Source organism: Brevibacterium gallinarum, assembly GCF_014836885.1.
Lineage (GTDB): Bacteria > Actinomycetota > Actinomycetes > Actinomycetales > Brevibacteriaceae > Brevibacterium > Brevibacterium gallinarum.
On the sequence record NZ_JACSPY010000009.1, the window covers coordinates 59,207 to 73,166 of the forward strand.

Here is a 13,960-nt window from a genome sequence, read left to right on the forward strand (position 1 = left end):
CGGACAACGGGGCCCGGTCACGGCTGCCGGCCACCGCCTCGGGCGCGGAGGACCAGCCGGCATGCTGGCACCCAGGCCAGCGGCTACACTGGGGGATCGTGGCTTTAACTATCGGAATCGTCGGACTGCCCAACGTCGGCAAGTCGACCATGTTCAACGCATTGACCAAGAACCAGGTGCTGGCAGCGAACTACCCGTTCGCGACGATCGAGCCGAACATCGGCGTCGTCGAACTGCCCGACGAGCGGCTGACCCGGCTGGCGGAGATCTTCGGATCCGGCAAGATCCTGCCGGCAACGGTGAACTTCGTCGACATCGCCGGCATCGTCCGCGGCGCCTCGGAAGGTGAGGGGCTGGGCAACCAGTTCCTGGCCAACATCCGCGAGGCCGACGCGATCTGCCAGGTGATCCGCGGATTCAGCGATTCCGACGTCGTCCACGTCGACGGCAAGGTCAACCCGGCCGATGACATCGACACGATCAACACCGAGCTCATCCTCGCTGACCTGCAGACCCTCGAACGGGCGCTGCCCCGGATCGAGAAGGAGGTCAAGCAGAAGCGCGCCGAACCCGAAGTGCTCGCCGCGATGCAGGAGGCGCAGGGGATCCTGGAGGAAGGGCGCACGCTGTACCAGGCGATGCAGGCCGATGGGTTCGACGCCGCGCCGCTGCGCGAGCTGCAGCTCATGACGACCAAGCCGTTCCTCTATGTCTTCAACGTCGATGACGATGTGCTGGCCGATGAGGCGAAGAAGGACGAGATGCGCGCACTGGTCGCCCCGGTCGAGGCGATCTTCCTCGATGCGAAGTTCGAGTCCGAGCTCGCTGAGCTCGACGATGAGGAAGCCGCAGAGATGCTCGAGATGAGCGGGCAGGACGAGGCGGGTCTCGACCAGCTGGCGCGTGTGGGCTTCAACACGCTCGGTCTGCAGACCTACCTGACTGCCGGGCCGAAGGAGGCGCGGGCCTGGACGATCCGCAAGGGCTGGACCGCGCCCGAGGCCGCCGGCGTCATCCACACCGACTTCCAGAAGGGCTTCATCAAGGCTGAGATCGTTTCCTTCGACGACCTCGACGCGCTCGGCTCCATGGCCGAGGCACGTGCTGCCGGCAAGGTTCGCATGGAGGGCAAGGACTACGTCATGGTCGACGGGGATGTCGTGGAGTTCCGGTTTAACGTCTAACGTTATTGACGTAGAGCGTTAAGCGTGGCACGCTGTAGGTGTGATCAGATCCTTCGCCGACAAGGCGACCGAGCGACTTTGGCATCGCGATAAGGTGCCGTCGGTCGATCCCCGTGTCCAGAAGGCAGCCATTCGAAAGCTGACGCAGATCCACGCCGCTCGATTCCTCGACTCGCTGCGTGTGCCACCTGGCAACAGGTTGGAGTCGCTTAAAGGCGACCGTATGGGACAGTACAGCATCCGTGTCAACGAACAGTGGCGAATCTGTTTCACCTGGTCAGAAGGAGGTGCAGAGAATGTCGAACTCGTCGACTACCACTGAGCGATGGGATCCCGTTCATCCAGGTGAGGTTCTCATGGAGGACTTCATCGAAGGGTTCGGGATCACGCAGAACAAGCTGGCTGTATCCATCGGCGTGCCACCACGCCGCATCAATGAGATAGTGCACGGCAAGCGTGCGATCACTGCTGACACGGCGTTGCGCCTTGGGCGGTACTTCGGGATCGACCCGCAGTTTTGGCTCAACCTGCAGGCACACTATGAGCTGGAGCTAGCCCAGGAGCGAGTGTCTGAGCAGATTGCCGCAATCACTCCGCTGAAGGTCGCGTGAGTGAGGAAGCCGTCATCGGGCGGCACCTGCTCTCGCTGCGTGATTGGGATTCCGAGGAACTCAAAGAGTTCTTTGCGCTAGCCGACCGATATGTGGCGGGGTCGGGCCCGCGATTCGACGCAGCGGCGGCCGTGTTCTTTCCGCCGTCGAGTCTGCGCACACGCGCCTCCTTCGAGCGCGGTGCCAGCCTCATGGGGATCCAGCCGATTGGGTTTCCGCCGGAGTCCCTCGACAAGGCAGAAGACCTGACGGACGTCGCGGGGTATCTCGCGCAATGGGTCGACCTCGTAGTCGTGCGGTATCCTGACATCGGAGTGCTTGAAGGGCTGGCATCAGGGGATGCATTGCCAGTCATCAATGCGATGACGAACGTGAACCACCCCTGTGAAGTGATGTCGGATCTCTACGCGCTCTCGCGCGATGCCGACATCGCACAGTTGCGGTACCTGTTCGTGGGCGCTGATGGAAACATCGCCGGAGCGTGGTGGGAAGCAGCCCAGGCATTCGGCCTCGACCATGAGGCAGAGCTGCCCCGCTGATCTGCGCGTCCCCGGCATGCCCTGGGAAGGGAACCTGCGTCGTGCGATGCTGACGGCTGACGTGGTGATCACGGATGGTCCGGGTCCTCACGCCGAGGCGCTCGTGCCATATCGTGTGACAGCCGAGCTGCTTGATACGGCTCCGCGGGGAGTGCGGTTGGTGCCGTGCCCTCCGTTTGTGCGAGGGCGAGAGGTCAGTGCCGATGCCGTTGTGCACAGCCCCTTTGTCGGCTACGAGTTCAAGCGTTTTCTCATGCCCGTTCAACAAGCTGTGATGGCTCGAGCGTTGATGAGCTGAGATGGTTCTCCGTGCCGGAATTCGGTGGAGTTTCAACGATTGGCAGGAAGAAATGAAGTGATCGGCCTCCTACATCGTGACGGAGGGATCATTGAGAGCTTCTCATTACAGTGCAACGACGGAGGATCTGGCTTAAGGCGTCGGAAGTTGGCGATACATCCTGCAGTTGGTCTGAACACTCAGGGTAGTGCCCATAGAGCTGAAATCGTTCGGTGGGTGAAGTGTTCCGGATGCGCAAATCGAAATAGGGAAACGCGTGAAACTCGAGTTCAAAGATTCTTCACCTTTGACGCTCGTGCTACACGTGCATGCCGCGATCCTAGTCATTCGGCAGCGGTTGGAACGTAATGAGACTACTACTGCAAGTAGAGTGCCGACGATGTGAGATAGCCATTGCAGAAGGATTTCCATCCGTGATTATGTTAGTGGAGGATGCTTGATGGTTGGTTGTGAATTTGTGGCGTTCCTTAGCAGAATGGCTTCTAGGGGGAAGAAATGATCTGGTGGGGTTCCCGCAAGTTGTGGACACGTGAACCACATCACGCAGCGCGTGTAGACGCTTTTTCTCCGACCTGGCCGGCACTCTGCTCGGCCAAGAACTTCTCTTCGAACTCCACCGGCGGGACCATTCCCAACGCCGAGTGCAACCGCCGTCGGTTATAGACCACTTCGATCCAGCCAGCGACTGCCCGCATTGCTTCAGCCCGGTTCTGCCACACTCGCCGCTCGAAGAACTCCGTTTTCAACGACGACCAGAATGATTCCGACATCGCGTTATCCCAACACACCCCAGTCCGGCCCACCGATTGCTTAAGCCCCAGTTCGACAGATGCCTGATGCAACTGAGCCGACGTGTATTGCGCGCCTTTGTCCGCATGAAATATGACGTCATCTGGAACCATTTCTCTTAATGTATGAGCCATCCTCAACGCCCGTTCCACGAGGTCAGAATTCTGCCGATCGGCCATTGCCCAGCCGATCACTCGGCGTGAGCATCCATCGCGGATCACACACAAATACACGAACCCTTCCCACGTGCGAAGATACGTAATATCACTGATCCACACAGCATCCAACTCACCTCGGTCCCAGACCCGTTTCACGAGGTCCGGAATGTGATGAGTCGCCACACCCGGCAGAGTCGTCACCGGCTTGAACCTGCGCGGGCTGATCCCTTCAAGGCCCTGCCTGCGCAGCGATGCCGCGACTGTCTTCTCATCCACGCACACGCCTTGTCGAGCCAATTGCGCTGCCACCCGCGGTGCCCCGTAGACACCATCAGACTCCGCATGGACCGCTGCGACCTGCCCGTCAAGATTACGTTGCGCTCTGCTGCGCTTCGAAGCTCCGGCCTGCCGGCGCTTCTTCCATGCGTAGTACCCGGATCTCGTCACATCAAGGAGTCTGGCCATCCGGCGGATCGCGTAGCGTGCCTTCTCCGAGTCCATCAGTTCGAATTTCTCTTGTTTCGAGGCTTCGACGCGAAGAAGGCGGCTGCTTTTCCCAGGAACTCATTGTCCTGTTTCAGATCGAAGTTCTCCCGCCTCAACCGTGCCAATTCAGCCCGCTCATCCTCGTTCAACGCGCCCGTGGATTCCCCGTCGACGCGACGCCGGTCCTTCTCTGCTTTCACCCAGGTGCCCAGGGTCTGCTCACCGACTCCGATTTCCCTGGCCACCGCAGCAATAGACCTGCCAGTGTCAATGACAAGACCCGCAGCCTCGACCCGATACTCCTGAGTATAAGAACGCCGCTGGCGCTTCTGATCTGACATACTGAACATCCTTCCAGCAGGACAGCAAATCCCGCTAACTTGGGTGTCCACTAATCGAGGGTAACCTCACTGGTGGCAACCGCTGATTTCATTAGCGTCAGCAGTTCTGGGTGCTCTTGTCGGCGGATTTGTCGTCCACAAACTTACCCTGCGAAGGGAGGCCGTCAACGCTAGGAGGACGCAGAGGGTTGCCTTTCTGCTGGATGCTTACCGCAAACTGATCGACGCATCTGAACGGGATGTGCTTAGTTCTCAGCGTCAAGACAATCTTGAGGCAGCGCTCGCTGACGTGATGCTCCTAGGTGGTCAGCATGAAATTCGTGCGGCGGATTGCTTCCAGCGGGAATTCGCGGAAGGAAAGAGTTCTTCCCTCGTTCCCGTTATCGAGAGCCTTCGAAAGAGTCTCCGCAGCGAGTTGGGCCTCCCTGAAATCGCCCTGCCGAGTCAATTCAACTTCCGTCTTCGCGTCAAGGACGAAACCGAACACTTCTCTCGCGAATATGGCTCGAGCTTCGTGCCCGGCGCGTTTGTGGCCGATGGAGCTAATCTCTTGCATCGAATCAATAGTGCACAGAAAGCAAGGACAGGTCGGGAGCTCACCAATGAGCGGCAAAAGCAGTTGATAGATGCGTATGACCGGGCCGCAGGGAACAGCTTTAAACGCGTTCTGTGGGTTGACGACAACGCGAAGTGGATTAAGCACGAACGAGCCATGCTCGAGGCTGCGGGCGTATCAATTGTCTGGGTTCCTAGCACCGCGCGCGCACTGGAGCTGCTGGCGGGCAATGCCTTCAACGTCATCATTTCCGACATGGGAAGAGTTGAAGGCCCTCAGGAGGGGTTCGCGTTACTGGACGCGATCAGAAAGCGCGGCGACCGGACTCCGCTGATTGTGTACTCGGGATCAGACCGTCCAGACCACGTGCGAGCTGTGCTTGACCGAGGTGGGCAGGGCGCGACGAATGATCCAAGCCGCCTTTTCGAACTGGTGATGAATGAGGTGTCGCGATGAGGCAGTCAGCCGCAGACGTGGCGGAATGGAGATCCGTGATACACGGTTCTAGTCGAGTCCGTGGCGAGCCTCAGCAGGCTTTGCCATGACGACGACCTCCCGGTTCCGCCTCGTGCCTATGCGACCTCGCGACCCCGACGAGGCGGGCCGCACCGCCTCGACCCTGGAGCTGTTCTTCGACCTCGTCTTCGTTGTCGCTGTCAGCATCGCCGCCGTTCAACTGCACCACGCCCTGACCGAGGGGCATGCGCTCGACGGCATCGCGAACTATGCGATCGTCTTCTTCGGGATCTGGTGGGCATGGATGAACTTCACCTGGTTTGCCACTTCCTTCGACACCGACGACTGGCTCTACCGGGTCCTGACCATCGTGCAGATGGGCGGCGTGCTGGTCCTCGCTTCCGGCATTCAGCCGGTCTTCGAGGACCACGACTTCTCCGTGCTGATCATCGCCTATGTCGTCATGCGCCTGGCGCTCGTCGCTCAGTGGTTTCGCGCCTCGCGGTCAGCGGGATCGTCGCACAGGGCGACGCTCATCTACGCCGGCGGCATCTCACTGGTCCAGGCCCTGTGGCTGGCCTCGCTGCTACTGTCAGGATCGATGTTCCTCGCCGCGCTCGTGGCGCTCGTCGCCGCCGAGCTCGCGGTGCCGATCGTCGCTGAGCGGACTGGAACGACGCCCTCGCATCCGCACCACATCACCGAGCGCTACGGCCTGTTCACCCTGATAGTCCTCGGCGAGAGCCTGCTCAGCTCCGCGAATGCGATCATCCGGGCCCTGCACGACAGGGAGGACCTCAGTTCGCTGATCGGGGTCGCCTCGCTTGCGTTGATTGCGACCGCAGCGCTGTGGTGGATCTATTTCTGGCCGCCGCACCACCATGCGATCAGCTCGTTCGGCAGATCCCTGGCCTACGGTTATGGGCACTACTTCGTCTTCGCTGCGGCTGGAGCGTTCTCTGTGGGGATCGAGGTCGAGATTGACGTCCTGACCGGACACAGCGAGCTGCACCAGCCTTGGGCGTCCTTCGCGTACACAATCCCGCTCGCGGTCTTCGTCCTCGGTATCTGGGCGCTCGCGATTCGGCCGCAGGCCGACCGGATCGTCAACGTCGCCTTGCCGCTGTCGGGCGTTCTTGTGCTCATCGATTCACTAACCTCTGTGCCCTTCGCGCTTACCGCGCTCATTCTCGCTGCCGCTGTCGCAGTGCTCGTCTGGCGTAGGCCCGTCGATCGGGCCGGGCTGACCGATGGTATCCGGCCGAGTGATGACTGACGGCTTGGTCTTGATCTTCTGCCGTCTGTCGCGTTCAGAAGTTGTTCGGCTATGGAAAGCGGTGGAGCTTAGGTTTAACGAATAGCGTCAATATCGCTTTCCGTCATGCACTGGGATCGTGATCAGATCGTTCGGGAACCAAGACACTGAGCGAATCTGGCGTGAGCAGTACGTCAAGCGCGTCGATCGAACGGTGCAGCGGGCGACTCTGCGGAAGCTGGAGCTGATTTACGCAGCAAAGGACGTCGAGGACCTTCGGATCCCGCCTGAGAACCGCTTCGAGCGACTCGTCGGCGATCGTGGTCAGCACAGTATCCGAGTGACCGTCCAATGGCGTCTCTGCTTGGTCTGGCGAGATGGAGGTGTAGAAGATGTCGAACTCGTCGACTACCACTGAGACCGAGCTGATTCAGCTGATCCATCCGGGAGAAGTCCTGATGGAGGACTTCATCCAGGGCTTCGCGATCACGCAGAACAAGCTCGCAGTGTCCATCGGTGTTCCGCCGCGGCGGAACAATGAAATCGTGCATCGTAGGGCGATCACCGCTGACACCGGAATCCGCCTGGCGCAGTATTTCGGGACACCCGAGGAATTCTGGATGAACCTGCAGTCGAATTACGCGCTGCGGGTCGGGCGGCGTGCATTGCACGACACGATCGCCGACATCACGCGGCTTCAGGTCGCGTCAACGTGTCGCGGCAGTTTCGGATCTCACCGATGATTCTTGATGCGGCGCTGTCGGAGCTGTGTCACTCGACTCCGCTTCGGCTTCGGTGCCCCTTTGGTCAGCGCGTCTCGAACGGCACGCTTAACATGGGTGACGGCAGGCCTCCGGTGACTCGGGCCTGATCGGAGTTGGCAACGTAATCGGCGGCGGAGGTGCTCACGCTTTCATCCTGGACGCTGCAGTAAGCCCGACGCGCCGAAGACAGGGTAGAGGTCGAGATGGTCGCGCTTGACGACTTGACAGCATCCGGCGTCTGCAGATCGATGAGTCGACTCGTGTGGTCTCAGCCTCGATTTCTGCCCGGCTTGATCTGTGCAGGGTCTCGCATAGGCTGAAGGGAGCAGAGATCCGAGGATTCGCAGCGATGCAGAGGAGCACCACGCCATGAGTTTCAACGTTTACCTGTCCGGCGAGATCCACACGGATTGGCGCGACGAGATCCAGCGAGGCGCTGAAGCCGCTGGACTGGATGTCGTGTTCACCGCACCGGTGACCGACCACCCGGCCAGCGACGCAGCCGGTGATCACCTGGGCGAGACCCCGAGCCAGTTCTGGCGGGACCACCAGTCTTCGAAGGTGAATTCGATCCGCACCCGAACGCTCATCGAGCAGAGCGACATGGTCGTCGTGCGCTTCGGAGACCAGTACAAGCAGTGGAACGCCGCCTTCGACGCCGGCTACTGCGCAGCGCTGGGCAAGCCCTACGTCACGCTCCACGATGAGAAGATCGTCCACCCGCTCAAGGAAGTCGACGCCGCAGCTCAAGCGTGGTGCCGGACGACCGATCAGGTCGTCGAGATCCTACGCTACGTGCTCAAAGCCTAAGAGCTTGATCCGGTCGGTCGCGTGGGGCCACCACGCGCCGGCTCCCCGTCACGAATTCGCGCCTGATTGGCGCGCCCGCGACCACGACCACCTTGCGCTTGGACTGGACTCTACGAATGCCATATCCGCCGGTGGCGGGCAGTCCTCCTCCCGACCCGGAGCTTGAGCAGTCGCAGTCGCGGTGACGAGCCCGACCGCTGTTGCATCCGATCACTGCGGTTGGTGCACTGGCAATTGCCGTCAGCGTGCAGCAGCGCGTTCTCCATCAGAGGAGGGGCGCCTTCATCCAAGCCCTACAACATCCTCTGCCGGGAGCAAGGCGCCTTGATCTTTCTGCCGTAGACTGGTGCGCATCCCCGTGATCGTCACGGGAGATGTGAAAGCGAGGACGACATGAGCGATCACCCCACCAGCCGCCGTGACGATGCAGTCAGCGTTTCCACCGACCCGGCCGAGGTCGACAAGGTGTACAAGATCATGTCGGGCATGGACATCGCGATGCTCACCACCGTCGATGCCGCGTCGCCTGCTGGTCGGCTGACAAGCCGCCCGCTGTCCACCCAGGTCCATGAAGAGGACGGCGACGTGCTGTTCTTCGTGCGCGCCTCGAGCGCGGTCGTCCGAGACATCACCGCCAATCCGAACGTCAACGTCGCCTACGCATCGACCAAGGCGTGGGTATCACTATCGGGAACTGCCACCGTCGTCGACGACCGCGAACTCATCACCGAACTCTGGAGCAAGGGCGTCGACGCGTTCATGGACGGCGGGCCGGAGAATCCGGACAACGTCCTCATCAAGGTGCACGGCGACACTGCGGAATACTGGGGCGGCACGACGCTGGTCGGCACCGTTGTCTCGACGGTGAAGGCCGTGCGCGGTCGCAGCGAAAGCCCGGACGCAGGGCCCACGGTGGTCGATCTTCCCTGACGGAAATTCAGTCCCGCCACCGCGCCCGCGGGCGGGGTCGAAGGCGACTGAGCCTCAGACTGCTGCGCTGATCGTCCCGGTGTCGATTCTGCGGCCAGCGAGGCGTACCGGCGTCGACGGCCCGACGGATGAGAAGCCGAGTTCTTGCAGCGAACGACCGGGCCGGACGTAGTGCTCTCATGGATGCGCGGCTAACGCGTAACACCGTCGTCGTTATGCGTCATGCGGACAGCGTCGGCGTCGACCTTCTCGTTCCAGTGAGTTCCATTGGATGAGTATTCCTGACATTCCCTCTGTGCGGGGAGGAGGAACTGGGTGAAGTGAAGCCTCCCCCGGTTGGAGGGTGCGAAAAGCCAGCAGCCTAGTGCCGGTGTGTCAATGCGGCGTCGTCGAGCACGTCGCCTGCTTTGGTGTTCCGGTGCTTCCACAGCAGGACGAAGCCGATGATGATCTGCGACACCAGCAGAATGGGCATGACCGCGACCATGGCGGGGATCTTCTTCTCAGGCGACATGAACGTCAGCGCGTCCCACAGCCAGTGGAAGAGGATTAGCGTCACGATGCTCTTCGTCTGCAGGAACAGACCAGCGAAGAGGATGCCGGCGAAGAACGTCAGAACCAGCTGGATCGCAACCTGGGACACCGTTTGCCCGCCGAGTACGTTGACAGCATGCAGGGCCGAGAAGACGAGAGCCGAGATGAGGATTGCGCTGACGACCGTCTTGCCCTGAGCGGCATTGCGTTTGAGCAGTGCGCCGAAGAGCACCTGGCGGAACGCGAGCTCCTCGCCAATGCCGACAAGCAGTGTGCCGGCGAAGACGATGAGCAGGCCTTTGGTCAGGGGCACGACGAACAGCGCGACGATGAACGCGAGGACAAGCGGCACCATGACGATCAGGTACATGCCCCAGCGGCGTTCGCGGTTGAACGGGATCGCGACGTCTTTGCGGAAGATCAGGCAGTAAATGATCATGGCGCCGGCAAGGCCGACGAGGATCCAGAAGAAATGCTGGATGAATCCGGGGTCCGAGTACTTTACGCCGGTGCTTGACTTGACATAGAACAAGCCGACACCCATCACCGCGATATACAGCAGAACAACTGCAATTGCCTTCTTCATTCATCTCTCCTGGAAGCGGGACTGCTGGAATGCTATCAGTGACCTCCCGGTAATCGCCGTGGACTTGCGACGGACGGCAGCTCGGGGCTGAGCATGATCTGGGCAGGGTGATCCCGGCGGTCTGTCGCCTACCGTTGCTGCCGGCACGCGTTGTCCCGCGCGCCGCGCAATCGCGGCCTTCGCCACACACTGACGCGTTGGGATGACGGTAAGAGGTGGGAGCAGTTGTGCGTCTCGGCGCTGTAAGGTCCAGACGCCGAGAGACGCAGCTGTACGGTTGCCGACGACTTGTGCAGAGAACTCATCCGCAGGGAGTTCTGTAATTGCGGTCGAGCGGAAAGCAGAAGCACCCCTTTCACCGTAATTGATATTCCCTCGCTTATATACGACTTCTGGAGTAGTTCCTGCCTGGACGTTAGTGCAATATCTAATGCGTTCGTATGTCGATACGTTTGAGGCAGGATTCACCTGCCTGCCAGGTGGTTCACAGGATCGGGCGGTCGCCGTGAGGAGCAAGGACGCTCAGCGACTCGGGTAACCGGTGCATATCCCGGTCCGCGTTCATCGAATGACGGATATCCGAAAGAGGATCACGTGACTACTGTTCGTAACGCCACCCGGCGCATTGGCATGGTTGCAGCCGCTGCTGTCGCCTGCATCGCCGCTGGTGGCCTCTCACCGCTAACATCGCCAGCTCCGGCGCAAGCAGCAACTGACGTACCGGACGTCGCCAAGCTCGCCGGCAAACTCTCCGAGCAGAAGCTGACTTGGGGAGAATGCTCCGATGGGTCGTCAGAGAAGTCGGCCACAACTGAGTGCGCGATGGTGGAAGTCCCGAGGGATTGGAAGGACCCGGAGAACGGCAAGACCTGGAAGTTCGAGGTCTCCTACAACAAGCTCAACGATACGAAGGACAGCCGCTACAAGGGCATCATCATGGGCAATCCCGGCGGCCCTGGTGGCGAGGGCCTGTGGATGGCCAATCACCTGGCGAAAGCCCTTCCTGATCTCAACCCGTATTACAACTTCGTCGGGTTCAACCCGCGCGGTATCGACAGAGAGAGCCGGGCAACCTGTGAGTACTCGGTCGACCCCAACGACAAGAGCCCGTTCGCGGAGGTCAAGGCCATCGGCCGTGACTGCGCAGGTGATCCTGACGTCAAGACGATCTCGACAGAGCAGACCACCTACGACATGGACTTCGTCCGTCACCTGCTCGGGGAGGAGAAGCTGAACTTCTTCGGCTACTCATACGGCACCTGGATGGGTACCTGGTACTCGAACGTCTTCCACTCGAAAGCCGGACTCATGACCCTGGACTCCGCGCTGGATACCACCCAGGCGACCTACCAGCATGACAAGGAATTCGAGCCCTGGGCTTTCGAGCGCAAGCGCGAACTGTGGAATGAACCGTACTACAAGCGCCTGACCAGCAAGGAGGGCGTGACTGAAGAATCCACGAACGAAGAAGAGGCTCCGCCTGCGGCAGATGCCTCCGAGAAAGAGCAGGAGAGCTTCCTCAAGGAAGAGGAGAAGGCATCGTCTTCCATCGTCAGCGAGACCGCCGGCGAGCAGCTTGATGACCTGAGGAAGCTGAAGTCGTTGGCGAGTCAGCAGGACTCGGTGGACAAGAAGAAGACTCTGACGGACATGTCGTACATGGTTCGCTGCAACGACGGTCAGTACACCCAGGGCGAAGAGTACTGGAAGAAGTGGACTGAGAAGGTGAAGAAGGAGATCGGAGAGAAGAACCCCTACTTCCTGCCGGCAGTCCAGTGCCTGAACTGGAAGACCCAGACCAAGATGGCCAAGGCTGACCCCGAGACCTACCCGCAGACCATCGTCATCCAGGCTGAGCTGGACGCGAACACGGTGTGGGAGCACGGCCGCGCCACCGGTGTCGGTCTGCCGAACACTCGCTTCATCGCCGTCGACAACGAGGGTGCTCACGGCATCTTCCCGTACGGTACCGAAGAAGTCGATCGGAAGGTCGTCAACTTCTACATGAAGGGCAAGCTGCCTAAGAAGGACATCTCCGTCGCACAGGGCAAGCCGCGCCCCGGTGAGGACGTGACCTATGAGTACTGGAAGCCGCTGAACAAGAAGGCCAATCACTACGGTGAGCTCGTGAGCGATCCGTGGCAGAAGGCGGGAACTCCGACGATCGTGCCGGTCCCAGTTGAAGGCGCCGAGGTCGTCCGCAGTGCCGAGATGAATGCCGCCTTCCGCGCGTGGGTGGCGAACAACTACGGTGAGGCTGGGCTCGACCTGATCTCGTAGGCTGAGTAGCACGTGCCGTATGGGCTCCTGGTGGGCGGTGATGAACCTATCGCCCACCGGGAGCTCAGCGCTTGACGCTCATCGCCCGTGCCTTTCGGACACGAGGTGCCCGGCGCGCCCATTGCGGAGCTCTTTCCGGCCGTGGCCCGACGCCGATGACTAATGCCGGAATGGAGCTGAGGAAAGGCAACCGTCGGAGGAGGCAGGCGAGCGACGCCGGAGGTTGGAAGTTCATACCTGCCAGCGCCGGCATGATGATGCGCGCATGCATGATGCGCTGAAGTCCCTGAATGGCGACCGTCGGAACCACCCGCCGACGATGAACGCGAGCCAGCAGCCGTTCTGAGCAGGTTGCCTTCAACGCTCCCGAAGCCAGCGGAGCCGCCAGAACGCGAGCGGCAGCAACAGCGTCCTGCACCGCGAGGTTGATCCCGACACCACCGACCGGTGACATGGCGTGTGCGGCATCACCGATGCACAGCACTCCGAGTCGGTGCCAACGCCGCAATCGGTCAACGCGCACATCGAGATGCTTGACGTCATCCATCGAAGGGATTTCGAATACGTCTGCTGCGATATCGGGTATCAGGTCAGCGATCTCGGTCCGAAACGTCTCGATGTCCGTCGACCGAACCGCGTGATCAGTTCCCTTCGGACCGATGAGGGCGACTTGCAGATAGCCCCGACGCGGTATCGCTATGGCGACTCGACCGTTCTTCGCGCGAGGAAGAAGCGACTCCCCGACGTCAGAGGTGGTCGGCACCTTGAACCACCACACATCGAAGCCAACCGGTATTTCTGTGACTGGCAGATCGAGGGCCCGCCTGACAGCGGACCAGCGGCCGTCACAGGCCACAGCCAGATCGGCAAGCAGCCGACCGCTCCCACTCGGCGTGGAATACTCAACCCCGATGACTCTGCCTCCGTCATGGACGACGCCTGTCACCTCGTGCTCGGTCAGCAGCGTGAATGACGGTTCCTCGGCTGCGGCCTCGGCGAGCAGGTTGAGGAGATCCCACTGCGGGACCATGGCGATATACGGGTGCCGAAGACGAAGCCGACGGAAGTCGGCCACGGTCACGCCGCGGCCGTCGCCTCCCGGCAGCGTCACATGCGTGATGTGCGATTGCGGCAGTGCATTGAAGCGCTCGAAGAGCCCGAGATCCTCGAGCAGCGCCATGGTGGTGGGATGGACGGTGTCGCCGCGAAAGTCCCGGAGGAAGTCGGCATGCTTCTCCAGCACCGTGACCTCGACGCCGACGCGAGCGAGCAGAAGCCCCAGCACCAGGCCAGCAGGTCCCGCGCCAGCGATCGCGCAGGTCGTTTGCGAGGTTGTGCCGATTGCGGCCTCGGTTCGAGCAGTCATGTGCGTCCTCCTGGCAT

General features: G+C 61.0%; 14 protein-coding genes. 11 read left to right on the forward strand and 3 right to left on the reverse strand.

What is annotated here, in order from left to right; genetic code table 11:
• The first annotated feature begins 98 nt into the window (after positions 1-98).
• Genes ychF through H9634_RS14535 form a run of 4 tightly spaced genes read left to right on the forward strand, consistent with a single transcriptional unit; the run spans position 99 to position 2,334 of the window.
• Positions 99-1,184: a redox-regulated ATPase YchF gene (ychF, locus tag H9634_RS10095; RefSeq protein WP_191726534.1), complete on the forward strand. Its 1,086-nt coding sequence runs from the start codon at positions 99-101 to the stop codon at positions 1,182-1,184.
• Between the two features lie 40 nt (positions 1,185-1,224).
• Entirely contained in the window at positions 1,225-1,506 is a 282-nt protein-coding gene (locus H9634_RS10100; RefSeq protein WP_191726535.1) for a type II toxin-antitoxin system RelE/ParE family toxin, read from the forward strand.
• Entirely contained in the window at positions 1,481-1,795 is a 315-nt protein-coding gene (locus H9634_RS10105; RefSeq protein WP_191726536.1) for a HigA family addiction module antitoxin, read from the forward strand. The genes H9634_RS10100 and H9634_RS10105 overlap by 26 nt, the downstream gene beginning before the upstream one ends.
• Positions 1,792-2,334, forward strand: a complete 543-nt coding sequence (locus tag H9634_RS14535) for a hypothetical protein (RefSeq protein ID WP_318245075.1) — start codon at positions 1,792-1,794, stop codon at positions 2,332-2,334. The genes H9634_RS10105 and H9634_RS14535 overlap by 4 nt, the downstream gene beginning before the upstream one ends.
• 837 nt (positions 2,335-3,171) lie before the next feature.
• Here H9634_RS14535 and H9634_RS10115 read toward each other — a convergent pair.
• Positions 3,172-4,406 (reverse strand): IS3 family transposase gene (locus H9634_RS10115; RefSeq protein ID WP_191726537.1). Its coding sequence is split into 2 segments (ribosomal slippage): positions 3,172-4,124 and positions 4,124-4,406, totalling 1,236 coding nucleotides; the frame shifts between segments, so codons are not numbered across the junction.
• Positions 4,407-4,647: 241 nt separating this feature from the next.
• On the opposite strand from H9634_RS10115, the gene H9634_RS10120 reads away from it, so the two are divergent.
• From H9634_RS10120 to H9634_RS10145, 6 genes are all read left to right on the forward strand, one after another.
• Positions 4,648-5,418, forward strand: coding sequence for a response regulator (locus tag H9634_RS10120; protein WP_191726538.1), 771 nt, complete (start codon positions 4,648-4,650; stop codon positions 5,416-5,418).
• 85 nt (positions 5,419-5,503) lie between these two features.
• Positions 5,504-6,694, forward strand: a complete 1,191-nt coding sequence (locus tag H9634_RS10125; protein WP_191726539.1) for a low temperature requirement protein A — start codon at positions 5,504-5,506, stop codon at positions 6,692-6,694.
• 118 nt (positions 6,695-6,812) lie between these two features.
• Positions 6,813-7,091 (forward strand): type II toxin-antitoxin system RelE/ParE family toxin, encoded by a 279-nt coding sequence (locus H9634_RS10130; RefSeq protein WP_191726540.1) that lies wholly within the window; start codon positions 6,813-6,815, stop codon positions 7,089-7,091.
• Positions 7,066-7,416: a HigA family addiction module antitoxin gene (locus H9634_RS10135; protein WP_191726541.1), complete on the forward strand. Its 351-nt coding sequence runs from the start codon at positions 7,066-7,068 to the stop codon at positions 7,414-7,416. Before H9634_RS10130 ends, H9634_RS10135 begins: the two co-directional genes overlap by 26 nt.
• A 390-nt stretch (positions 7,417-7,806) precedes the next feature.
• Entirely contained in the window at positions 7,807-8,247 is a 441-nt protein-coding gene (locus H9634_RS10140) for a YtoQ family protein (RefSeq protein ID WP_191726542.1), read from the forward strand.
• 393 nt (positions 8,248-8,640) lie between these two features.
• Positions 8,641-9,177, forward strand: a complete 537-nt coding sequence (locus tag H9634_RS10145; protein ID WP_191726543.1) for a pyridoxamine 5'-phosphate oxidase family protein — start codon at positions 8,641-8,643, stop codon at positions 9,175-9,177.
• A 361-nt stretch (positions 9,178-9,538) separates the two neighbouring features.
• On the opposite strand, the gene H9634_RS10150 is transcribed toward H9634_RS10145, so the two are convergent.
• A complete protein-coding gene (locus tag H9634_RS10150; RefSeq protein ID WP_191726544.1) occupies positions 9,539-10,297 on the reverse strand; it encodes a CPBP family intramembrane glutamic endopeptidase in 759 nt (252 codons plus the stop codon).
• Positions 10,298-11,119: 822 nt separating this feature from the next.
• Here H9634_RS10150 and H9634_RS10155 point away from each other — a divergent pair.
• Positions 11,120-12,577, forward strand: a complete 1,458-nt coding sequence (locus H9634_RS10155) for an alpha/beta fold hydrolase (protein WP_225210814.1) — start codon at positions 11,120-11,122, stop codon at positions 12,575-12,577.
• Between the two features lie 64 nt (positions 12,578-12,641).
• Here H9634_RS10155 and H9634_RS10160 read toward each other — a convergent pair whose 3' ends face one another.
• Entirely contained in the window at positions 12,642-13,943 is a 1,302-nt protein-coding gene (locus H9634_RS10160) for an FAD-dependent oxidoreductase (RefSeq protein WP_225210815.1), read from the reverse strand.
• Between the last annotated feature and the right edge of the window lie 17 nt (positions 13,944-13,960).